The organism is Scytonema sp. HK-05, from assembly GCF_963872035.1.
Taxonomy (GTDB): Bacteria; Cyanobacteriota; Cyanobacteriia; order Cyanobacteriales; family Nostocaceae; genus Kalymmatonema.
Genome location: NZ_CAWMYC010000136.1, coordinates 143070 through 166655 on the forward strand (window position 1 = coordinate 143070; position 23586 = coordinate 166655).

General features: G+C 43.1%; 22 protein-coding genes and 1 pseudogene. 15 read left to right on the top strand and 8 right to left on the bottom strand.

The genetic code is table 11. The features are described 5' to 3' along the window. The first annotated feature begins 189 nt into the window (after nt 1-189). The 4 genes from AACT52_RS30945 to rbsK all read left to right on the top strand — a co-directional run bounded on the left by AACT52_RS30945 (nt 190) and on the right by rbsK (nt 3888). Nucleotides 190-747, top strand: a complete 558-nt coding sequence (locus AACT52_RS30945) for a sugar O-acetyltransferase (RefSeq protein WP_073627973.1) — start codon at nt 190-192, stop codon at nt 745-747. A 90-nt stretch (nt 748-837) separates the two neighbouring features. After that, nucleotides 838-1890: an alpha/beta hydrolase family protein gene (locus AACT52_RS30950; RefSeq protein ID WP_083630030.1), complete on the top strand. Its 1053-nt coding sequence runs from the start codon at nt 838-840 to the stop codon at nt 1888-1890. Between the two features lie 642 nt (nt 1891-2532). Beyond that, nucleotides 2533-2832 carry a hypothetical protein gene (locus AACT52_RS30955; protein ID WP_073627975.1) on the top strand — a complete coding sequence of 100 codons (300 nt, stop codon included), beginning with the start codon at nt 2533-2535 and terminating at the stop codon, nt 2830-2832. A gap of 111 nt (nt 2833-2943) precedes the next feature. Further along, the gene (gene rbsK / locus AACT52_RS30960; RefSeq protein ID WP_073627977.1) at nt 2944-3888 is read left to right on the top strand and encodes a ribokinase; all 945 of its coding nucleotides are present in this window, start codon (nt 2944-2946) and stop codon (nt 3886-3888) included. Nucleotides 3889-4191: 303 nt separating this feature from the next. On the opposite strand, the gene AACT52_RS30965 is transcribed toward rbsK, so the two are convergent. After that, nucleotides 4192-4593: a hypothetical protein gene (locus AACT52_RS30965; RefSeq protein ID WP_073627979.1), complete on the bottom strand. Its 402-nt coding sequence runs from the start codon at nt 4591-4593 to the stop codon at nt 4192-4194. Nucleotides 4594-4828: 235 nt separating this feature from the next. After that, nucleotides 4829-5260 (bottom strand): nucleoside deaminase, encoded by a 432-nt coding sequence (locus AACT52_RS30970; RefSeq protein WP_073627981.1) that lies wholly within the window; start codon nt 5258-5260, stop codon nt 4829-4831. 13 nt (nt 5261-5273) lie between these two features. Here AACT52_RS30970 and AACT52_RS30975 point away from each other — a divergent pair, with 13 nt between their 5' ends. Next, a complete protein-coding gene (locus AACT52_RS30975; protein WP_073627983.1) occupies nt 5274-6197 on the top strand; it encodes a nucleoside hydrolase in 924 nt (307 codons plus the stop codon). 199 nt (nt 6198-6396) lie between these two features. Here AACT52_RS30975 and AACT52_RS30980 read toward each other — a convergent pair whose 3' ends face one another. Then, nucleotides 6397-7656, bottom strand: a complete 1260-nt coding sequence (locus AACT52_RS30980; RefSeq protein WP_073627985.1) for an RNA-guided endonuclease InsQ/TnpB family protein — start codon at nt 7654-7656, stop codon at nt 6397-6399. A 315-nt stretch (nt 7657-7971) separates the two neighbouring features. Here AACT52_RS30980 and AACT52_RS30985 point away from each other — a divergent pair, with 315 nt between their 5' ends. The 6 genes and pseudogenes from AACT52_RS30985 (at nt 7972) to AACT52_RS31005 (ending at nt 15345) form a co-directional block, all read left to right on the top strand. Then, nucleotides 7972-10059: an AAA-like domain-containing protein gene (locus AACT52_RS30985; RefSeq protein WP_073627987.1), complete on the top strand. Its 2088-nt coding sequence runs from the start codon at nt 7972-7974 to the stop codon at nt 10057-10059. Between the two features lie 592 nt (nt 10060-10651). Next, a pseudogene (locus AACT52_RS41575) lies at nt 10652-12817 on the top strand (AAA-like domain-containing protein); the annotation flags it as partial. Between the two features lie 143 nt (nt 12818-12960). Further along, nucleotides 12961-14220: a WD40 repeat domain-containing protein gene (locus AACT52_RS41580; protein WP_443216603.1), complete on the top strand. Its 1260-nt coding sequence runs from the start codon at nt 12961-12963 to the stop codon at nt 14218-14220. 423 nt (nt 14221-14643) lie between these two features. Further along, entirely contained in the window at nt 14644-14868 is a 225-nt protein-coding gene (locus AACT52_RS30995) for a ribbon-helix-helix domain-containing protein (protein WP_073627991.1), read from the top strand. Then, complete coding sequence (locus AACT52_RS31000; RefSeq protein WP_073627993.1) at nt 14855-15193, top strand: type II toxin-antitoxin system PemK/MazF family toxin; 339 nt, start codon at nt 14855-14857, stop codon at nt 15191-15193. The genes AACT52_RS30995 and AACT52_RS31000 overlap by 14 nt, the downstream gene beginning before the upstream one ends. Before the next feature lie 2 nt (nt 15194-15195). Beyond that, nucleotides 15196-15345 carry a hypothetical protein gene (locus tag AACT52_RS31005; protein WP_158054513.1) on the top strand — a complete coding sequence of 50 codons (150 nt, stop codon included), beginning with the start codon at nt 15196-15198 and terminating at the stop codon, nt 15343-15345. Between the two features lie 329 nt (nt 15346-15674). On the opposite strand, the gene AACT52_RS31010 is transcribed toward AACT52_RS31005, so the two are convergent. The 4 genes from AACT52_RS31010 to AACT52_RS31025 form a co-directional block, all read right to left on the bottom strand. Then, a complete protein-coding gene (locus AACT52_RS31010; protein WP_198940830.1) occupies nt 15675-15899 on the bottom strand; it encodes a peptidoglycan-binding domain-containing protein in 225 nt (74 codons plus the stop codon). Nucleotides 15900-16149: 250 nt separating this feature from the next. Beyond that, nucleotides 16150-16413, bottom strand: coding sequence for a peptidoglycan-binding domain-containing protein (locus AACT52_RS31015; RefSeq protein WP_073627997.1), 264 nt, complete (start codon nt 16411-16413; stop codon nt 16150-16152). A 361-nt stretch (nt 16414-16774) separates the two neighbouring features. Beyond that, nucleotides 16775-17059 carry a peptidoglycan-binding domain-containing protein gene (locus AACT52_RS31020; RefSeq protein ID WP_073627999.1) on the bottom strand — a complete coding sequence of 95 codons (285 nt, stop codon included), beginning with the start codon at nt 17057-17059 and terminating at the stop codon, nt 16775-16777. A gap of 625 nt (nt 17060-17684) precedes the next feature. After that, the gene (locus AACT52_RS31025; protein ID WP_073628001.1) at nt 17685-18236 is read right to left on the bottom strand and encodes an NUDIX hydrolase; all 552 of its coding nucleotides are present in this window, start codon (nt 18234-18236) and stop codon (nt 17685-17687) included. Nucleotides 18237-18385: 149 nt separating this feature from the next. Here AACT52_RS31025 and AACT52_RS31030 point away from each other — a divergent pair, with 149 nt between their 5' ends. The 4 genes from AACT52_RS31030 to AACT52_RS31045 all read left to right on the top strand — a co-directional run bounded on the left by AACT52_RS31030 (nt 18386) and on the right by AACT52_RS31045 (nt 22355). Next, nucleotides 18386-19438 (top strand): dipeptide epimerase, encoded by a 1053-nt coding sequence (locus AACT52_RS31030; RefSeq protein WP_073628003.1) that lies wholly within the window; start codon nt 18386-18388, stop codon nt 19436-19438. Next, nucleotides 19422-20465: a DUF1611 domain-containing protein gene (locus tag AACT52_RS31035; RefSeq protein WP_073628005.1), complete on the top strand. Its 1044-nt coding sequence runs from the start codon at nt 19422-19424 to the stop codon at nt 20463-20465. Before AACT52_RS31030 ends, AACT52_RS31035 begins: the two co-directional genes overlap by 17 nt. A 231-nt stretch (nt 20466-20696) precedes the next feature. Further along, nucleotides 20697-21998, top strand: a complete 1302-nt coding sequence (gene iscB / locus AACT52_RS31040) for an RNA-guided endonuclease IscB (RefSeq protein ID WP_073628007.1) — start codon at nt 20697-20699, stop codon at nt 21996-21998. Between the two features lie 192 nt (nt 21999-22190). Further along, nucleotides 22191-22355 (top strand): hypothetical protein, encoded by a 165-nt coding sequence (locus AACT52_RS31045; protein ID WP_158054515.1) that lies wholly within the window; start codon nt 22191-22193, stop codon nt 22353-22355. Nucleotides 22356-22766: 411 nt separating this feature from the next. Here AACT52_RS31045 and AACT52_RS31050 read toward each other — a convergent pair whose 3' ends face one another. Continuing rightward, a complete protein-coding gene (locus tag AACT52_RS31050; protein ID WP_073628009.1) occupies nt 22767-23504 on the bottom strand; it encodes an SDR family oxidoreductase in 738 nt (245 codons plus the stop codon). Between the last annotated feature and the right edge of the window lie 82 nt (nt 23505-23586).

A 23586-nucleotide genomic window follows, 5' to 3' on the forward strand; every position in this document is an offset into this window, starting at 1 on the left:
GATTATTTGAATTTGATTGTATTATGTTTTTATTCTAAATAAAGATTATAAAATTATCTAGCAATGAATATAATATTTGAATCTTGAATGAATGTTAATTTCATTAATATTAACCTTTCATATTGCTGCTAAACTTTAAGCAGGAATAACAAAAGAAAAAACTCTGGCTAAAAATATATAAATCTTCTTATGGAAAAAACGGAAAAACAGAAAATGCTGGCAGGCGAACTGTATCTTGGTTTCGATGCAGAGTTAGTTGCTGAAAGAAACTTCGCACTTCGTCTACTGAGAATGTATAACTCCACAACCGAAGAACAACAGGAGCAGCGATCGCAAATTCTACAAGAATTATTTGGTCAAGTGGGACAAAATGTGACCATTCTACCGCCATTGCACTGCGACTACGGTAAAAATATTTACGCTGGCGACGGATTATATATGAATTATGGCTGTGTGATTTTAGATTGCAATACAGTTCATATTGGCGATAATGTATTGTGCGCTCCTTACGTTCAAATTTACACAGCATATCACCCGACAGACCCAGAAACTCGCCTTTCTGGTAAAGAACTCGCCGCTCCAATTAGAATTGGTAATAATGTATGGATTGGGGGCGGAGCAATTATTTGTCCTGGTGTCACCATTGGCGACAATACGACTATTGGTGCTGGTAGTGTCGTTGTGAAAGATATCCCTGCAAATGTCGTTGCTGTTGGTAATCCTTGCCGAGTCATTCGGGAATTGTAATTTTTAGCTAACAAAAGTTGTCCCGACCTACGCTATCAGATATTCTTACAGCTAGCATACATAAATATCCTTAGATAAGGAGTAATTTCTGTGGCGACCCTAAAAGCCTTATCAGTAGCTGCTGTTGGTGTAGCATTGATAGTTGACGGTACAGCGAAAACAGCAGCGGCTGCAACATTTAGCGATGCTCCTCTATTTAACGATGTGGCTAGCTACAGTACAACAATCTCCGCTAATAATGACCTAGCTGATATATATTATCCCAACCCATCGAACCTGAAAACTGGCAACTACTCCTTCCCTGTTGCACTGTTATTGCAAGGTGCAAATGTCGATAAATCAGATTACTCAAAATATGCCAGTATAGTCGCTAGATACGGATTTGTAGTGGTTGTACCCAATCATCCAAGGTCACTCCCCCAGTTTGGATTCACAGGACTACTACCTGAAACCTCACAAATCAACGCTGTTTTAGCACAAATGGAAGCAGAAAATTCCAATCCTGCTTCACCCGTTGCTGGCGTTATCAATACACAAAAACTAGGCTTGCTCGGTCACTCTGCAGGAGGCGCAGTTGGACTATCTGCCATTGCAAACCTCTGCCTCTCCCCTATTCAATGTGAAGGTTCTTTCAGCCGACCAAATGAACTGGTAGCAGGAGCATTTTTTGGTGCAAATCTTCGCAACCAAAACGGAGCGTTCTTTCTTCCCATCAACAACTCAAGAATTCCCATCGCCCTATTGCAGGGAACTCGTGATAGCAGAGCTCTTCCCATTAACGCTGAAAAAACCTATGAGCAGATCCAGACGCCTCCCAAAGCGTTAATTAGTATTTTGGGTGCTAACCACTATGGCATCACGAATACCAATAACCCTGCAGGTCCAATCACAGATCCTAACACGCCAACCATCCCTCAATCTGTGGCAGTAGAAACTGTCGCCCGTTGGAGTGGACTCTTTTTACGTGCTAGTGTTCTTGATGACAAAGCTGCTTTTGATTACGTTTATGACACGGGTGATGCTCTAGATCCAAATGTGAGCGTGGTTAGCCAAGCTAAGCCTATTCCTGAAGCATCTTGTACATTGGGGTTAGTGGTACTCAGTGCCTGTGGTGCACTGTTGGGGCTGAAGAAACCCAAATAACATACGCAAGAAAACAGAAATAGAAGTGTTGTGTAGAAGGCATCGAATCAGCGCAGCCGTAGAAAACCTCGTAAAAGATGAGCCCGAATTCATTTTACTTGTTACAAGCCATGTAACTGCAATAAAAGTTAAAAGTGCATAAGTTGACTTCATTCACAACTATTAAGAATCCAGTTAGAATTACCAACGAAAAGTGATTACCTGTTATAGTTTATAACTAAGATTCTATAGTGACAGGACTTAGGCACTTTACAAATAACTCCTGATATGATGCGTTATGCAACACGTGCATAGCCTGGTTGTATGGTGGCAGTAAATCTTAAGACAAAATAATTTTTCAGGGTTGTCTTGAAAAATTTCCAAGTCCTTGACGGTTGCTGTCTAAAGTTAAACCAACAGCTTCCTACATAATGTTTGCAATAACGGCGATAGTAAATGCATCTGTCGATGCATTGGTATAGTGGGTAAGTTCTAAGTGATTTGCTTTTCGTTAGCTTTATTCCAACTAAATTTACCTATTTTCTAAAGAAGAAATTCACTTCTTTAGATGTTTCCCCATTGCCAAATCTCTACTTTGGATATATTTCCCTAAAAAAGGGAAAAAACAGCAATAAAACTTAATGCTTTTCCAGGAGGACGTATATGTTTAACAATATAAATGATCAGTTACAACAAGATTTAGAAAAAGTAGAAATTTCTTGTCATCAACAAAAGCCACTAGTACAGAGATATCTACAAAATCCTTTTTCTGTTATATCGTCAAAGATTGCTGCCCTGATGAAAGCAACTCTTGCCCCAAGCCCAGCAGAAACGCTGGAAAATAATCCATCTGAACACTACGAAGCTGACTCTACCCAAGAGCAATATTTTTATACTCGTTTTACAGATAGAGTTGACCCCTCACTCTACTACATTGTATTCTTTCGCAACAAAAAGTTTTAAACTGATACGCGTACGTATTCCACTTTTTTGTTAAGGACGTCACAAAACATTCGGCGTCGATACCTGAGCCTAAACGCGGGATAATATAAGTCTGCGCTACTTCGCTAAATTATGACTATTATCGTATTCGGCAGCATCAACATAGACTTGGTAGCAACAACACCCCGGTTACCCGTTGCAGGAGAAACGCTGCTGGGACGAGATTTTTTCAAAGCACCAGGCGGTAAAGGTGCAAATCAAGCAGTAGCATCAGCGCGGCTGGGAATTCCAACCTACATGGTGGGGCGTGTAGGCGCAGATAGTTTTGGTACAGAACTCCTCGACTCTCTGCAAGCATCCGATGTGCAAACTGACAATGTGTTGGTGGATGAAACCGTGAGTTCTGGTGTTGCCATGATCACTGTAGATATGAGGGGTGAAAATCAAATTCTTGTCATTCCTGGTGCCAATGGGCGCGTCAATCAGGAAGATGTGGAAAGATTATCACGCTTATTACCAGAAGCAACTGCACTACTTTTACAATTTGAAATCCCGATGTCTGCTGTTGTTGCAGCTGCCAAAGCCGCACGAGAAGCGGGAGTGACAGTCATTCTTGATCCAGCACCTGTACAGTCTGATGTACCAGATGAACTTTATTCATTGGTAGATATTATCACACCGAATGAAGTGGAAGCAGCGCAACTGGTGGGTTTTCCCGTCGATGGAGAAGAATCGGCAACAAAAGCAGCTGCTGTATTACGACAACGGGGTGTGAAAAATGCGATCGCCAAACTGGGAGCAAAAGGTGTTTTGTGTGTCACTCAAGAGGAAAGCTTTTTTATACCTAGTTTTCCAGTTCATACTGTTGACACAACTGCTGCGGGGGATGCGTTTAATGGTGGTTTGGCTGCGGCGCTTCATCAAGGACTCTCTTTACGTCAAGCGGTGGTTTGGGGTGCAGCAGCGGGTGCTTTGGCTGCGATGAAACTAGGCGCGCAACCTTCGCTTCCAGAGAGATTGACTTTTAATGAGTTTCTCAAAGAAAGGGGAGTTACTCCCTTCCCGCTAGAAGATTAAGCTGTCGGTTATACAATTTTCCTACCTGATAGCCTTGCTGTAAGGACTTCAGCTTACAAAAAGTGCAACTTGTAGGCGCGACAGCTTACCTATAATGTAGGTCAAGGTATTACATGAGGTGACGAAGGGGTTCGGTGGAGGAAACCCCCCTTCGGGTATCTCCTTCGGAGACGCTACGCGAACGCAGTCCCCTACGGCGGGAAACCCGCCTGCTTTCTCTGTCTCACCGCTCACGTGTACGGGCGATAGCGTACCCGAAGGGGGTGCTTTGCACGAGTGCGCTGCTGCTTTGGTGCAGATCGCTCAAACGTTCTCTTCTTCTAAACTCTTTTTTATATACTCATACAAAATTCGACTTTCTTCATTCTCAGAAATACTTACGCAGCGAATTAAATTTGCAGTGCATTCAGCCGCAAGAAACGCCAGCCGAACACCGTACGGAATATCTTCTATGAAATCTTGTAACTCGTAATTTTCACAAAATTCACCTTCGGTTTCTTCAATTTTTCCTTCATCGTTGACTTCTTCATTTTTTACGATAGAACACATGAGAATTTTAAATTTCACTCCGATTTCTTCTATGGCGTTATAAAGTGAAATCTTTTTTTCAAGAGCGTAAGCACAAGCACGTAATAATTTACAAAAATCTTCGTGATTGGCTGCTTCAAAAAAAGTTTCTTTGTCAAATTCTGGTTCAACAATCATCTTTAATTCTCTAACTCATTCTAGAAAGAACGCTACGTCTCTCGCTCCAAATATCAAACCTCTAATCGCATCCTTTTTCAATTAGTTCCACGACTTCTTATTTTTTTTGGCAAGAAGCTACGTGTATCTTTTACTTGGTGCAAGATGTGAGTTGGCCTACATTATAGGTAATCTTCTAGCGGGAAGGGAGTAGCCTGTAGAGACGCTTCAAGCGGCGCGTCTCTACAACTACCAACTATTTACCTATATCTTCGTTCCACAGTTCGGGCTTTTCTTCAATAAACTCGCTCATCATTTGTTCGCATTCATTAAGATTGAGGTCAACAACTTCCACGCCGTGGGATACCATAAATTCTTTAGCACCGGGAAACGTTCTTGATTCTCCAGCTATAACTTTTTTAATGCCAAATTGTACGACAGCCCCAGCGCACAGATAACACGGCATTAAGGTTGAATAGAGTGTTGTACCTTTATAGCTGCCGATTCTACCAGCATTGCGAAGGCAATCGATTTCGGCATGGGTGACTGGATCTCCGTCTTGCACACGCTTGTTGTGTCCTTTGCCGATAATCTTGCCATCCTTGACGAGAACGGAACCTATGGGAATTCCACCTTCTTGTCTACCTTGTTTTGCTTGTGCGATCGCAGCTTCCATAAATTCATCCATTTTTTAAATCTCCATGTCTAAACAACTTGTCTTATTGGATCACGATGGTGGTGTAGATGATTATCTAGCAACTATGCTGCTGATGACTATGGATCACATACAGCCATTAGGTATTGTGATCACTCCAGCGGATTGCTACGCTGAACCAGCCGTAAGCGCTACACGTAAAATTTTGGATTTAATGGAATGTTCTCATATTCCCGTTGCCCAAAGCACCGTACGCGGTATCAATCCCTTCCCTCGCCTTTACCGCCGCGATTCATTTATTGTTGACCATCTTCCTATTCTCAATCAAAGCGAAACAATTCGCACACGTTTACTTGCCGAACCTGGTCAAGATTTCATGATACAAGTGTTACGTGAGGCACCAGAACCTGTAACGTTGATGGTAACTGGTCCGTTGACCACAGTAGCAATTGCACTCGAAAAAGCACCAGAAATTGAAGCGAAAATTCAAAGGATTGTCTGGATGGGGGGTGCGTTGAATGTTGCTGGCAATGTGGACAAAAATTTGGAACCAGGACAAGATGGTTCCGCAGAATGGAATGTGTATTGGGACCCTATTTCCGCAGCACGAGTGTGGCAAACCCAGATTGAAATTATCATGTGTCCTTTGGATTTGACTAACAATGTGCCTGTGACATCTGACATTGTGTACAAAGTGGGAAAACAACGTCACTATCCCTTATCTGATTTGGCGGGACAATGCCAAGCGCTGGTGATTCCCCAAGATTATTATTTTTGGGATGTGCTGGCAACAGCTTATCTTGCTCATCCAGAATTTTATCAACTGCGAGAGTGGGAAACAGAAATTATCACCACAGGTCTGAGTCAGGGGCGTACCAAAATAGTTCCTGAAGGACGTAAGATTTCTGCAATGGATACGGTAGATAAAGAAGCTTTCTACGCTTATATTTTGCAGCAGTGGGCACAGTGAATTTTAGATTTTAACCGCACCCTCGACACAGATAAACGCAGATAATGGTCTGTTACATCTGCGTCTATCCTCGTCGAGGCTGCGGTTGCAATTCATGATTGTTACAAAAACGAAACAAAATCAGCTACCGTTTGTTTTGGCGATAAACTCGATGTAATTACTTATGATAATATTGACATCCTCCCTTAGCAACAATTGCTTACGCAATATGGCGGCGGATTCCAAACTTCACAGTCTGGCTTTTCTGCTTCAAAGACTCTTGACTAGGCATTGCTGCCCCCGCTAGACCGTCTCCACAGACATTTTGAAACACCGCTTGTCCATCGGCGTTGAGGCTTAAAAGCCCTCGTTTTTTCACTACTTGGGCTGCTGCTACATCCCTATCAGTTCTATATCCACAAACGCAATCGTGTACCCTGACACTTAAATCTTTTGGAGTGTGAGTATCACACATAGGACAGGTTTGAGATGTACCATTGCAATCGACTTTGGCGAAGTACACGTCGCGTTTCCAACATACCCAGCTTAAGATATTTAAAAACTGACCGAAACCAGCATCTAAGCTATGCTTGCATAGCATACCTTTAGACATCGCTTTTAGGTTTAAATCCTCTGCAAAAATCATTCCTGCTTGATTACAAAGATGATGGCTGAGTTTAAAGTGCCAGTCTTTTCTTGAGTTGGAAATATGTTCGTGCAATAGAGCTATTTTTTGGGTGAGTTTGCGCCAATTCTTACTACCTTTTTTCTTACGCTTTAACCGTCTTTGTAGCAATTTCAGCTTACTCTGGGTATCAACGAAGAAACGAGGTCTTTTAACCAACTCACCCGACGATGTAGCAACAAAGGAGAGCAATCCGACATCAATCCCTAATGGTTCTCCATGAGGAGGTACATCAGGTACATTAACATCACATTGCAATGAAAGCATTACGTAGTATCCAGATGCACGTTTAACTATCCTTGCCTGCTTTAGGGAAAACCCATCAGGTATTGGACGAGATAAATGCATCTTGACTATACCGATACTAGGCAGTTTAATAATATCCCCAACTATATCTTTCTCGTTCATTTGTGGAAATACAAACGAGCGCATCTTCTTCTTAAAACGAGGAAAACCAAACCCTCGTTCCCACATCGACACAAATGCTGTTTCAAGTTGCTTTAAAACCTGTTGCAACACTTGTGAATGCACTATTTTAAGATGGGCATACTCTTTCTTGGCTGCTGTTAGTGCTTTACACTGACTAGCGTAGGTAGGTCGCTTAACATCTGGCGGAATTATATATTCCGAAACGATACTACAAGCATTGATATCGCACTTCCTAGAGTTAGCCCAGTCTTTGCGTTGTCTTAATGCAAAATTCCACACCGAGCGACAGATTTCCAACCATCGGTCAAAAACCTGTATTTGTTCAAGCGTGGGAGCTAATTTGTACTCGTAGGTCAGTGTTATCATATGAATACAATATCATACTTTAGAAAATCAGTATATATTTTCTAAGGATGCCTCGCGTTTATTTATTGGTCGGCTAAACTCCCGCTAGAACCCTTACGGCTTCTAGCGGGAGCCTTCTGCCGGCATCACGGGAAAAACAGGTTTTTTTGCTTTAGCTTTAACAGTGTATATTGCAATGATTTTCAACTGGTGCGTCTAAAATTGCATATTTTATAGCAAAAAGATGAAAGAGAATAAAATTTTTCTACTGATTTTATTTTTTTGTTGCTTTCTATCTTTTGACCAGTTACCAGTGTAAAAGATAGGAGAGGCAAAATGAACAAATCTCTTTTAATTGGTGTAACGCTCCGAAATCGATACAAAATTTTTCAGTATCTGGGAGGTGGCGGTTTTGGCGATACTTACTTGGCTAACGATTTAGATTTACCAGGGCAACCCCTGTGTGTTGTCAAACACCTCAAACTAAAAAACCCAAATCCTGATTTTTTGACTCTTGCGAAAAAGCTATTTGACAGGGAAGCACAATTTTTATACGAGCTTGGTAAGCAACATCCCCAGATTCCCCAGGTGTTTGCCCATTTTCCAGAAAACGGAGAATTTTATTTAGTTCAAGAATACGTTGATGGGCATGATTTGATAAAAGCAAAAGAAATTATTCCTGGTTCGCCCAAGAGTGAGAGTGAAGTCTTAAGGCTTGTCAAGGAAATTCTAGAAGTTTTGGCGTTTGTTCATCAACAAGGTATTATCCACCGGGATATCAAGCCACAGAATTTAATGCGGCGTAAAGATGGGAAAATTGTACTGATTGACTTTGGGGCGGTAAAAGAAATCAGTGCTTTGAAAGTCAACGCTCAAGGTGAAAGCAGCCTAACAGTTGCAATTGGCACTCGGGGTTATATGCCTAGTGAACAACAGGCTTTTCGTCCTCAGTTCAGTAGCGATATCTATGCGGTGGGAGCTCTGGCTTTTCAGGCGTTGACTGGATTACAACCTCAACAGCTACCGCGAGATGCCAACAATGGTGAATTATATTGCGGTTTGCTTGTCGACAGGATCAATATTAGCCCCCAGGGTGCAGAAATTTTAGATACGATGGTGCGCTATGACTATCGTCAGCGTTACCAAAATGGTACCGTTGCGTTGCAAGCCTTGCAGCGATATCTGGATCTCTATGAGGCTCCAACTCTCCAGCCAACGCCGAGAATTGTTCAAGCTTCACAAGCAGATCCTCTCGTTTCTTCGCAAAACCCTTCCCAGTCAGTGAGTGAAACCTCTATTTTCCAAAGAATTTTGCAATTCTTTCGGCAGCTCTTTAGTGAAAGTACGCCTGACAATCCTCAAGCATCAAGTATTATTGCTCCCCAACCAGCTTCTACTTCTGGCAGTTTTGAACAACCAGAAGGACAAGTGAGCTTGCAATCTGCCTTTTATGTTGAACGTCCACCCACTGAGGCTGACTGTTACGAGACAATTTTACAACCAGGAGCGCTGATCCGGATTAAAGCACCCCGGCAAATGGGTAAGACTTCGCTTTTGACACGTGTTCTTCATCATGGGACGCAACATGGCTGTCAAACTGCATACTTGAACTTTCAATCAGCAGATGCAGAGTTTTTTACCAATCTGGATAAGTTCTTGCAGTGGTTTTGTGGCAGCATTGCTCAGGAGTTGAATCTCAAGGATAAGCTAAGTGAATATTGGCAAGGTGTTTTGGGTAGTAAAGATAAGTGTACAAACTACTTTCAAAGATACTTGCTGTCAGAAATTCATAGCCCAATCGTTTTGGGTTTGGATGAAGTGGATCAAGTGTTTCAATATCCGCAAGTAGCCTCAGAATTTTTCGCCTTACTACGAGCTTGGCATGAAACATCTAAGAATAAAGAAATTTGGAAAAAATTGCGATTGGTGATTGTGCATTCCAAAGAAGTTTATATTCCTTTGAATATTAATCAATCACCGTTTAATGTGGGATTGCCAATTGAGTTACCAGAGTTCAATGAGTCACAAGTGCGGAATTTGGTACAACGACACAATTTAAATTGGACTGAGGAGGAATTTCAGCAATTTATAGCAATGGTTGGGGGACATCCCTATCTAGTCAGGAAAGCACTTCATGAAATTGCTCGTGGCAGAATTAGCTTGTCGCAATTCTTACAAATTGCGCCGACAGAAGAAGGTTTTTATAGTGACCATCTGCGTAGGCATTTGAGGAATTTACAGGAAGATAGCAAGTTAGTTACTGCTATTAAACAAGTCGTTGCTGTGACTCAGCCAGTACGGATAGAAACAGGTTTGGCATTTAAGTTACGCAGTATGGGGTTAGTGAAGTTTCAAGGTAATGATGTCACGCCTTTATGTGATTTATATCGGTTATATTTTCGGGATAATTTGGGGGTGAATTAGATTATTTTTTCTTGTTTTATCAATTTAGGACTTACGCAGAAGAGATCCCCCAACCCCCTTCAAAAGGGGGCTTTTAAGATTCCCCCCTTTTTAAGGGGGGCTAGGGGGGATCGAGTTTTTCTCATTCCCAATCTCTGGCTGGCAATTTCTCGTTCCCAGTCTCTGGCTGGCACTATCAGGAGGCTCTGCCTCCTCTAGCGGCAGAGCCGCTTTGTCTGTATTTCCTGCTTAGACCACCGAAACAAGGAATCCCCTAAGTGCATAATTTGATGAGTCTGACCCCTATAAAAAAGAAGATATTCTTGGTTAGCTCTTAATCGCAAACTTCCGTTCAGTAAACAGGTATAACTTAACGCACAGAATCAGACTTTATATCATGTTCGGCTAATTAGTTATGATTCCCACGTTGACTGCACCCCACCCCTTTATCCCCTCCCCGCAAGCGGGGAGGGGACGTGAAGCGTAGCTTTACGAGGGTGGGGTTCTTCAGGAATGATAAGTAATCAACCGAACCTGATATTAGTCAATGCGTAAGTCCTAAAGATAATCAGTATTTAACTAATCTATAGAGAAAATTAAAAAAAACATTGAAATGACTCAACAATTTTACAAATCATACAAATATCAAGTTGGGGGCAGTCTGCCAATTGATGCTCCCACTTATGTGCAGCGACAGGCAGATTTTGACCTCTACACAGCTTTGAAGGCAGGGGAATTCTGCTATGTCCTCAACTCTCGACAAATGGGCAAGTCAAGCCTGAAGATACGAACGATGCGAAGGTTGCAGGCGGAGGGTTTTGCCTGTGTTGATATTGACATTACAAGCATTGGCACTGCGGATATCACTTCCGAACAATGGTATGCGGGGATAATTAATGGTATTATCAATAGTTTGGAACTCTATGAAAAGTTTGATTTAAATACTTGGTGGTCAACTGAAGGTTTGCTGTCTCCAGTGAACCGATTAAGCAAGTTTATTGAAACTGTTTTATTGCAGTCGGTTTATCAAAATATTGTGATTTTTGTCGATGAAATCGACAGTGTTTTGAGTCTAGAATTTGAGAGAGATGATTTTTTTGCTCTCATTCGTGAATGCTATAACAATCGGGCGACAAAACCAGATTATCAACGACTGACTTTTGCGCTGCTTGGGGTTGCGACTCCTTCTGATTTGATTCAAGATAAACGACGCACTCCTTTTAATATTGGTAGAGCGATTCAACTAACTGGTTTTCAGTTACAAGAAGCTAAACCGTTAGCGGGCGGTTTGGCGGTGAAAACGAATAATCCAAAGGCGGCTATAACATCAATTTTGGATTGGACTAGGGGGCAACCTTTTCTAACTCAAAAACTTTGCCAGATGATTCTTGATGCTGATGCTGCTATTCCAGAAAATAGGGTTGCTGAGTGGGTAGAGGAGTTGGTGCAAACTAGAGTCATTTCTAATTGGGAATCTCAGGATGAACCAGAGCATTTAAAAACGATTCGTGACCGAATTTTACGAGGTGGTGCACAGCGTACAGGTAGGTTGTTGGCAATCTATCAGCAAATTTTGACCTCACCTTATCAAGGAGGGTTTGGAGGAATCAGCGCGGCTGATACTCCAGAACAAATGGATTTGCGGTTGTCAGGGCTGGTGGTAGAACAGCAGGGACATTTAAAAGTTTATAACCGCATTTACGAGTCAATTTTTAATTCCAATTGGGTTAATCAAGAGCTAAGAAATCTCCGTCCAGAATTCTATGCCACAGTTTTTGATGCTTGGTTAAAGTCTAACCAGGATTCTGCACATTTATTGCACGGGCAAAACTTACACGATGCTTTAGAATGGGCAGAAGGCAGAAGTTTAAGCAATCAAGATTATCAATTTATCTCTGCTAGTCAACAGTTTGAACTTGCCCAGGCGCAACGCAAAACCCAGAAGCAGCTTCGCATTGGTGGGACTATTTTGGCTGTGTCGATAGTTGGGGCAATTATCGCAGTCATGGCGGCTGGTGTGGCTAATCAACAAAGAATGACTGCTCAATCACAACGGAATTCTGCTGTATCAGAACGCAATAGCGCAGTTCAACAACGAGAGGACGCGAATAAACAAAAAGACGCGGCTTTATCAGAATTAAATCAGGCAAAGCAAGGAATCACAAAAGCGAATCAAGAAACAAGCACTGCCAAAAAACAAGCAGCATTAGCACAACAACAAGCAGTAACCGCCAAGCAACAACAGCAGCTAGCGCAAAATAATCAGCAAAAAGCCGAGGCAAAACAAAACGCAGCAGAACAAAAAGTCAAACAGACTGAACAAAAGTTAACTAATGCCCAGCAAAACTTACAGCGAATTCAGCAAGATGCAGCGCAAAAGACTCAACAAGCACAACAAAAAGTAAGTTTGGCAAATCAACAAGCAGGTGCGGCGCAAGCGCAAGCGAAAAAAGCTCAAGATGATGTGAAACAAGCCCAAGTTAGCCTGAAGCAAGCACAACAAGAAAGGGCGCAGGCATTGACAGAAACCAAAGTAGCACAGGAAGCAACGGAGTTAGAAAGAGCAGGGGTTGCAGCTTTAGACCAGTTTGAGAAACAACATCAAGAAATAGAAGGATTACTAGCGGCGATGGATGCCGGACAAAGGTTAAAACAACTGGTGAAGGATGGACGACCTTTAGAAAAATATCCTGCTGCTAGCCCCATCCTCGCTTTACAAACAATTGCTGACAATATCCACGAACGGGCGCAACTCAAAGGGCATCAGAACCCGGTCTGGAGTGCAGCATTTAGCCCGGATGGTCAACGCATTGTCACTGCATCATCTGACAACACCGCCAAGGTGTGGGATACAAATGGTAAGCTGCTTGCTGACCTCAAAGGGCATCAGANAGTGCAGCATTTAGCCCGGATGGTCAACGCATTGTCACTGCATCATCTGACAACACCGCCAAGGTGTGGGATACAAATGGTAAGCTGCTTGCTGACTTCAAAGGGCATCAGAACTATGTCACAAGTGCAGCATTTAGCCCGGATGGTCAACGCATTGTCACTGCATCATCTGACAACACCGCCAAGGTGTGGGATACAAATGGTAAGCAGCTTGCTGACTTCAAAGGGCATCAGAAAGAGGTCAAGAGTGCAGCATTTAGCCCGGATGGTCAACGCATTGTCACTGCATCTAATGACAACACCGCCAAGGTGTGGGATACAAATGGTAAGCAGCTTGCTGACCTCAAAGGGCATCAGAAAGAGGTCAAGAGTGCAGCATTTAGCCCGGATGGTCAACGCATTGTCACTGCATCTAATGACAACACCGCCAAGGTGTGGGATACAAATGGTAAGCAGCTTGCTGACCTCAAAGGGCATCAGAAAGAGGTCACAAGTGCAGCATTTAGCCGGGATGGTCAACGCATTGTCACTGCATCTAATGACAACACCGCCAAGGTGTGGGATACAAATGGTAAGCTGCTTGCTGACCTCAAAGGGCATCAGAACCCGGTCTGGAGTGCAGCATTTAGCCCGGATGGTCAACGCATTGTCACTGTATCACTTGACGGCACAGCCAAGGTGTGGGATACAAATGGTAAGCTGCTTGCTGACCTCAAAGGGCATCAGAACGACGTCACAAGTGCAGCATTTAGCCCGGATGGTCAACGCATTGTCACTGCATCTTGGGACGGCACAGCCAAGGTGTGGGATACAAATGGTAAGCTGCTTGCTGACCTCAAAGGGCATCAGAACTATGTCACAAGTGCAGCATTTAGCCCGGATGGTCAACGCATTGTCACTGCATCATATGACGGCACAGCCAAGGTGTGGGATACAAATGGTAAGCTGCTTGCTGACCTCAAAGGGCATCAGAACACGGTCACAAGTGCAGTATTTAGCCGGGATGGTCAACGTATTGTCACTGCATCTTGGGACGGCACAGCCAAGGTGTGGGATACAAATGGTAAGCTGCTTGCTGAACTTAAAGGGCATCAGGACTTGGTCACAAGTGCAGCATTTAGCCGGGATGGTCAACGTATTGTCACTGCATCTAATGACGGCACAGCCAAGGTGTGGCGGGTTGGCGGGTTGGATGATTTGCTGGCGCGGGGTTGCGACTGGCTGCAAGATTATTTTGTCACCCATCCGGAGGCGCGGGAGAGGTTGAGGGTGTGTCGGGCGAGGGGCTAGTACCGCAAGGCGGAAGTCACGCATTCAAAAGTCAAAAGTCAAAAGTATTATGGAATCGGCTTTTTGGGGATTTTAAATGGTTGCTCTATTTACGCCATAGTGTACTAGTGGGGTGACTCCAGCCATAGGTGTCAACAATCACGTTCAAAGGTTTATTCCACGTTGATTTCACCCCACCCCCGTTAAGCTACGCTTTACGTCCCCTCCCCTTGCCAAGGGGAGGGGAGGTTTTGGCGTTAGACAAAACCGGGGTGGGGTAACGCCAAGGGCGATGGGCAAAGCCCCGCCGGAGGCGATCGCATGGAGGAATCATACTCAGGCGGCGATAAGCCAGAGGCTTGACGCTACGCGTATCGCGCTCCTGGGTTTGAGATTAAGCTACTATATTAGTAGGAATAATTTTGACTACTTATTGGTAGGAATATGAATGTCGAAAAACTATCCATTTCCTTGCCACCATATTTAGTGGAGTTTATCGAAAATTACAAGCTTAATAAAGGATGCAAGTCTCGTTCTCAAGTCATTGAAGAAGCATTAGAAATGCTGCGAAACCGAGAACTAGAGGAAGCTTACCGACAAGCATCTGCTGAAGTTGACAGCGATTGGGATGTGACAGTAGCAGATGGCTTGACAGATGAAACGTGGTGATATTTATTACGCAGACCTTAGTCCTACGGTGGGTTCAGAAATGGATAAACGCCGTCCAGTGCTAATAGTAAGTAATGATGCAAATAATCGTGCTGCTACCACAGTGACGATTTTACCATTGACTTCCAATGTTACTCGTGTTTATCCCTTTGAGGTTTTGCTTGCTCCAGAGGATAGTGGTTTAACAAAATCCTCTAAAGTACAGGCACAGCAAGTGCGAACAATTTCCAAGCAGCGAATTATTGGCGAAGTCGTAAGTAGTTTAAATGAGGAGAAAATGGTATTAATTGATGCTGCATTAAAATTGCATTTGGGATTGGGTTGAGTTTGAAGAATACAGAATTCAGAGTTAAGCGATCGCTTTTGCATGCGGGTACAGAGTGCGATCGCGCTCCGTGCAATCAAGCTCAAGCGATGCTCTCAACGGGAGCCACCAAAAGGCGATCGCTTATGCACAAAGCCGCCAAAGCGCGATGACGCGGAGCGTCCGGAGTAGGCGATAAGCCAGAGGCTTGACGCTACGCGTATCGCGCTTCTGAGGTTTGAGATTAAGCTACTATACGCGCGTTGCGGCTCAATTACCTCACCCCGCCCTCCGGGCACTCCTCTCCAAGGCATCGGAGAGGGGCGGGGGGTAGTTGCAGCTATGAACGCAACTCGGTATTAGCTAAAACTTACGCAATGTACAGATACGCCATAGTGTGCATTAACCTTAAACAGAAAGTACGACTAAATACACACAATTTTTTAACTGTCAATGCGTAAGTCGGAAGTGATTGTGAAACCTTTAAGTTTTATTAAATCTGTTAGCCAATTCCTCCTTCTATAGCTGCCCAGGTGTTATGTCCGACAATTCCATCCGGCGTCAAACCATGACTTCTTTGGAAATCCTGAACAGCCGCTTCGGTTTTCGCACCAAATATGCCGTCAGCTGCTATATGGTAGCCATGAGCATTCAGATACTCTTGCAGACGTTTGACATCTGCACCTTCGCTACCGATACGCAGAATTGGCTCAGAAATAGTAGACATAATTTTCTCCTTTGTGTTATTTGAGTAAAGTTGAACAATGAAAGTTAAGCTTTCTTGAGCTAAGCTTTGTGTATTCTTAATCGGTGTAAGCATGAATCAACTTATGCACCGAGGGAATAGAAATGGAAAACAATGCTCTTGAATCGCTGACAAACTGAACGCCTTGGGCAATATACACAACGACTTGTTTGTAAAGTGCGTCATTTCTAGTTAGGTTAAGGAGTGACTCCTTAACCTACAAAGGCTAGCTTCACTCTTTAGCCTTAGCAGCTTCGCCTAAAGCATCCCAGGTATTTGGACCAACAATACCATCTTGTTTTGAAGGATCTTGGCCAAACCAAACACGTTGAAACTGAATTACAGCATCCTTTGTGTTTTGACCGAATTTAGCGTCGAACTGATCCTTTTCAAGATAGTTAAAAGTAATCAGCAGTTGTTGTAGCAATCTCACGGCTTCTCCTGTGTCACCGTTTTGCAGTACTGGTAAGGTTGCAGATTGAATTGCAGTTGTCATGATTTATACTCCTTGAATTCTCTTTCTGGTGGGGAGCATCCCAATTTTTGAAAAACACGTTTGTCATTCTAAGCGAAGTCCTGAGCGAAGCGAAGGAACAGGAGCGAGGAATCTCAAGCCTTGTTCACGACTTGAGATGCTTCATTACGCTATCGCTCCATGCCTCACTTCGTGAGGAGCTACGCTAACAGCATGACAATAAATTTAAACATTTGGGATGCTCCCTTCTGGTGTTGATTGTGTTTCTGATGTTTGCCACAGATAAACCGTTATATGTGTTGGCTTGGTGTTTATCTGTAGTTAGAATTATTGAGGTTTGAATTATTCGGTTTTGGGGTGGAGTAAGTGACTCCAGAAGCTACTATGATTGACCTGCAGGAGAGTGTCTATAACCAAAATCACCCAAGGCACGCCAAGTCAAATTACCGACTTTTCCATCGCCTTCCAAAGTACCATCAAACTGGTTTCGGTATGCTTTTTGGAAGGTTATGATAGCTTGCTCTGTGTTTTGACCAAAGTCTGAGTCCTCTTTAATACTTTTAGCATTTTTAATATAAGGCACATAAGCGTTCAGCAGCTGTTGTACTAATTTCACTGCTTGACCATTGCTACCCTTAATCAGAACTGGGAGATTTTGAGATGCCATACTTTACCTCTTCAATTGTTCAGTTGTGTAAATAGTGTTTCCATTGTTCTGTTGGTAATGTTGGAAGACTCACTTTGCTTTGAGATTCGCCTTTCCTTCGCTACCAACCTGTAATAGGTGCAAGTCAATTTGACTTATGCAGTTGTTTGTTCCTCTATCTTCTATTCAGTTCCCAAATTTGAACAGGCAAGTTTAGCCAGTTTAGTATCAACTTAAAGAACGAATGTTGTTATTTCATATCTTGCACCTACACTCTATAAGAGTTTAAGTATACAAAAAAAAACTACGTAAGCAGGCTGGAAAAGCTTATTTTATCGTATATGAGGGAAAATATTATTGTTTTTATAAACACTTAACGAACTCTGTATAAACTTGGCTGTAAGATGTCAAGTTATCTTACTCAATGTGAATAAAACGGTTGGAAACACCAATTGTATTGAAACGAACAAAATTAAGCCATTGTACATTTATTTGTTATGGCTGTGATTATTAAGGAAATTCGGCGTTGCTGAATTTGGTTATGAATTATGTTTGTATACAATTTTGTAGTTTGATGCGAAATCCTTGTAGAGACGTGCCATGGCACGTCTCTACATAGCCATGAATTATAAATTCATATCTTGATTCAGCAACGCCGGAAATTCAAACCCAAACAAATAGCTGCAACAGTTCCCGCTACAGAAATTTCTCCTTTAAGGATTTTATCCCTAACTGATTCCACAGGAATAAGGAGAACTTCTATCTCTTCTGTAATATCTAGTTTTTGTTCTCCGGACTTTATCACATTTTCTGCTAAAAATAAATGTATTTTATTTGTATCTTTACTCGGCTTATCATAAAGCGTCGCTATCTTTGTGACTTGTTGAGCACTATAACCTGTTTCTTCTTGTAGTTCTCGCACAGCTGCTACTTCGGCGCTTTCTTCTTGTGGATCAAAACTCCCCGCAGGAAGTTCTATGAAAAATTCACCTACTGCATGTCTGTATTGACGGACAAAAATAATCTCTTTGCTGCTGGTAATAGGTAAAATCAGAGCAACTTCTGGTTTAATATTTACAAAATAATCATCTATAATCCTACCATTCGGTAATTGTATTTCATCTTGTCTGACTTGGCACCAGGCATGATTCAAGACCATTTTGGAGTGCAAAAGCTTCCATTTTTGTAAGTTTGTCATCGAGAAAGTGGATACCAAAATATGTAAAAAGGTAATAGGAAAAATTTAGAATTGTAAAAAAGTATAACAGAGACTCAATGTGGGTAAAAAGCTGAACTAAGCTTTGATGTCAAAAAGAACGCAATTTTACCGTAAGTTCATGCATAATCATGCAAATACAAGTAGAAATATTTACCGTAAACAAGCGCTTTCCTTTGACCATCAGTCGGGGCACAACGGCACAAACGACGAATGTATGGGTGAGGATTTCCCACGATGGGATTGAAGGCTGGGGGGAAGCATCGCCATTTACTGTGGGCACCCGTCCCCAATCAACTGAGATTATAAAAGATGCTTTGCTGCAAGTCGCGCCTTCTTTGCAAGCATTCAGCCCATTACAACGGCAGGAAATTGAGCAAGTGTTAACAAAAGCGCTTGTTCCTTCGTCTGTAAAGGCGGCGCTGGATGTAGCAATGCACGACTGGTTGGGAAAGCGTGTAGGATTACCTGTGTGGCAGATGTGGGGGCTGAATCGCAACGCCATAGTGCCAACTTCAGTAACGATTGGTATCAATTCGCCAGAAGGGGCTAGGGCTAGGGCGCGGGATTGGTTGCAATTAACTGATGTGCGTGTTTTGAAGGTAAAGTTGGGTAGTCCGGATGGCATCGCCGCAGATCAGAAAATGTTAATGGCAGTGCGAGAAGAAGCACCAGCGTTAGAGTTGTACGTTGATGCAAACGGGGGTTGGAGTTTGAAAGATGCAGTATTTATGTGCAATTGGCTTGTCGATATAGGTGTAAAGTATGTAGAGCAGCCACTGCCAAGAGGGCAGGAAGAAAATTTAGTGGAACTGAAGAAGCAAATTCCTCTACCTATTTTTGTCGATGAAAGTTGCTTCAATAGCTCCGATATTCCTAAGTTGGCAAACTGTGTGGATGGAATTAATATCAAACTCATGAAATCAGGGGGCTTAACCGAAGCAATGCGGATGGTACATACAGCGCGGGCACATGGGTTACAAGTGATGTTCGGTTGCTATTCCGACAGTACGCTAGCCAATACAGCCTTCTCACAACTTGCACCATTAGCTGACTATCTCGATTTGGATAGTCACCTGAATTTAATAGATGACCCTTTTATAGGTGCATTTGTAGAGGACGGGAGAATTTTACCAAACGATTTACCAGGATTGGGGGTACAACGCAGTGCGTCTGGCGCTTAATCAACGGATCGCTATTCTATTGCATGAGGGAATCAAGGGACCTTATGGGAAAACTGGGCTGTCAATTTTACGGTATGCTGAAGCCCCAATCGTAGCAGCGATTGACCGGGAATGTGCGGGCAAATCCTTGACCGAATTAACAGGTATCAAGCGTGATGTGCCGATAGTCTCATCGGTTGCAGCAGCACTGGAGTACAAACCGGAAGTTTTAGTTATTGGCATTGCGCCCAAAGGCGGCGCTTTGCCAGATGATTATTGGCATGAACTCAAGGACGCTGTCAAAGCTGGGATGTCGGTGGTGAACGGCTTGCACACTCCTCTGGCAACGATACCAGAGTTAAAGACACTGCTGAAACCTGGGCAAGTTATTTGGGATGTGCGCAAAGAACCAGCCAATATAGGTGTTGCTAGCGGTATGGCACGCACTCTCCCCTGTCGGCGGGTTTTGACTGTGGGTACCGATATGGCAGTTGGCAAAATGTCAACGAGTCTAGAGTTACATTGGGCGTCACGACTGCGGGGCTGGCATACTAAGTTCCTTGCCACAGGTCAAACTGGTTTGATGTTAGAAGGGGATGGTGTGCCATTGGATGCAGTGCGGGTGGACTTTGCCGCTGGTGCTGTAGAACAAATGGTCATGCGCTATGGTAAAAACTACGACATTCTGCACATTGAAGGACAAGGTTCGCTGCTGCACCCCGGTTCCACAGCAACGTTACCTTTGATACGTGGTTCGCAACCAACACAGTTGATACTGGTACATCGTGCCGGACAAACTGAAGTCAGGAATGTTGGTGTTTCAATTCCGCCCTTGACAGAAGTGGTAAGGCTTTACGAAATGGTCGCCAGTGCAGGTGGTGCCTTTGGATCTGTACCTGTAGTAGGTATCGCTCTTAACACTGGTCATCTGGATGAGTCACAGGCGTTGGATGCGATCGCCCAAACCGAAGCAGAAACTGGGCTACCCTGTACCGATCCAGTGCGTTTTGGTGCTAATAAGTTGTTGGATGCTGTGATGCAGAATTAGGCTATACACCAAACAGTGGACAAAACTGGACAACCAGTACAAACCCTGGGGATATAGCCAGATCAAGTCCTTTGAGGACTACGTTAAAAGGGTCATGATACCCGTGGGTGCTTTCCAGCTTGCGGCTCTATCGTTGGGTGTTAAACAGATGTATTTGGTGAAGTCAGTGCATCCAGCTTAAAAAGCCCTTTTAACTTGATCGAGGAAAACATAACCCGAAAGGAGGCTCTTATGAGCAAAGTATTTGTAATCGACACCAATAAACGACCGCTAGATCCTATTCATCCAGCCCAAGCGAGACAACTTTTAAGGAACAAAAAAGCAGCCGTTTTTAAACGTTTTCCGTTCACAATCATTCTCAAGGAATCTAGACCAGATTCCCCAGTTAAGGCATTAAGAATTAAAATTGACCCTGGTTCCAAAGGCACAGGGTTGGCACTGGTTAATGATATCACTGGCGTTGTTGTATTCGCGGCGGAACTACAGCACCGAGGTTTTGCAATTCGAGAATCTTTAACTTCTCGTAGGCAAGTACGTCGAGGTCGAAGAGCAAGAAAAACCCGTTATCGTCAACCACGTTTTAATAATAGAAAGCGCTCTGATAGATGGCTAGCACCAAGTTTAATGAGCCGTGTTTACAACATCAAAACTTGGGTTAAGCGGCTGATGAAACTTGCACCAATTACGGCTATCTCTCAAGAACTAGTTCGGTTTGACACTCAATTAATGCAGAACCCTGAAATCAGTGGTAAGGAGTATCAACAAGGTACTCTAGCCGGATACGAAACGAGAGAGTATTTGCTAGAAAAGTTTGGGAGAAAGTGTGTCTACTGTGATAAACAAGACTTGCCGTTACAGATTGAACACATTCACCCACGAGCAAAAGGAGGGTCAAATAGAATCTCCAATCTTACCTTAAGTTGTGAGAAATGTAACATCAAAAAGGGGACTAAGAATATCAAGGACTTTCTCAAGAAAGATCCTGAACGGTTGAAAAAGATTGAAGTGCAAGCAAAAAAAGCCTTGGCAGACGTTGCGGCTGTTAATGTAACTAGATTCAAGCTTTTAGAAACATTAAAAAGCACAGGGTTACCAGTAGAAACAGGTAGCGGGGGATTGACGAAGTTTAATAGAACAAGGCTTGATCTAGATAAAACCCATTACTTTGATGCCGTTTGCATCGGTCAATCAACTCCAGAAAAAGTAATAGTTAAAGGATTGAAACCTTTAATCATAAAAACCTGTGGACATGGCAATCGCCAAATGTGTGTAACCAATAAGTTTGGGTTTCCTAAGAGCCATAAAACTAATATCAAGTTTCACTTTGGGTTTAGGACTGGGGATATCGTTAAAGCTGTTGTTCCGTCAGGGAAAAATGCTGGTACTCACACAGGAAGAGTCTCAACTAGGAAAACTGGGCAATTCGATATCTCCACAGGAACCAAAAAATTGCAAATAATCAACCATAAATATTGCAAATTACTGCACAAACAGGATGGCTATTTGTACTCATTGTCAACCGTTGTCCATTGAATCAGCAATTAGAGGCGTACCGATCGCGTTGCTAACAGCGAATTCAATTTATTCCAAAATTGCACCAGTAGCCGACAGCCCTTAGCTTGCGGCTTGTCTAACCAAGTCCGCCAGCGCAACAATCAAACCTGCGTTGGCAGGCTTTGTTTATGTAGCCTCAGACTACTAGTCTTATGTGTGTAAACGCTTAGAATGCGCCTTCCTCAAGAGCGATCGCTGTCACCTTTCCATCTAGACCTCCGCAAGGGTACTCCCGCCACACGCGAAGCGTTGGCGGTGATGGGGAATTGCGGGGCAATTGGAGGGGTTCAATACCCCTCTAATTGCCAAACGTGGCGTGTCATCTTTAAACTGTGAAAGTCTTTATTCATAACGGTTTCAGGGTATAATTGAGAAGATCGAGTCAGTAGTCTCCCGTTAGAGTCGAAGACCGGAAAACTTTCATCCCAAACTAACGGACTGAACCTTGAAAACAAAGTGTATGGGGTTCCAAGAAGGAGAGGTGTTTAACGACATCCCCGTTTCTTGGGTAAAACACTTTACGGATAAAGGATTGAGCATTTAGATACCTACTTGTTCAAAACAACGGAGAGGACGCTTCTAGCTTATGCTGTGGAGGATACGGGGTTGCCCGTCCTGTGAATCAGCAAACTCTAACCGCGAGGTTGGATGCTCCCGCTAACGCCCTTGGCGTTAGCGGTGAGAGTCGTCACATAACGAGTACGCTATTGTCCAGGTAACTATCCCCGTTTTGAATCATTCGGTGCATCAGCGATTTATGATATTAAACATTTTCTCAGGAGCAGAACGTAAGTTATCTGCTAAACCAATTACAATTTCAAGCTGGTCTTCTTTGATACCTTTGAGAGCTGCCTCAGCCACCTCCACAGGTGAAATGACTAGGTTTTCTTGTTCTCGGTTTTCTCTTGCACCCCTATCTAACTCTGTATCAACAATAGGTGGGGCTACCTCAAAGACTTTAATTGATGTATTTCGTAATTGATGCCTTAAAGATTGACTGAATGAATGCAAACCTGCTTTTGTCGCGCAATATATAGGAACAACTGCAAGCGGTGTGAATGCCAAACCTGAGGTAATATTTACAATTGCCGATTCTCTCTGCTTAATTAGGTGAGGTATAAACATTGTGGATAGATGAATTGGAGCTTTTAAGTTGATGTCTATCTCCATTTCTTCTTCCAATAAATCTACTGCTCCTTTTCTTAAATCGACTTCTTTTTGAATACCAGCATTGTTGACCAATATGTTGAGGTTGGGGAAAGTATTTGTAGCCCATTTAAACAAGTTTTCTCGGGCACTATCTTTGGAAATATCACATACCATGATATGAAGCGAAGGGAGCTTTAACTTTGCTTGTTGTAATTTTTTCTCTCTTCTTCCGCAGATAATGACCTGACTGCCTTCTCTCAAAAAAGCCTCGGCTAAGGCTAATCCTATGCCGGTTGCTCCACCTGTGATGAGGATAGTATGACCTGTAATTTTCATTGTTATTAGAATGATGTGACGACCAAGACATGACATTCCAAGAGTAGTCACTACTTGCTACACGCTGGTAATACAATTCGCG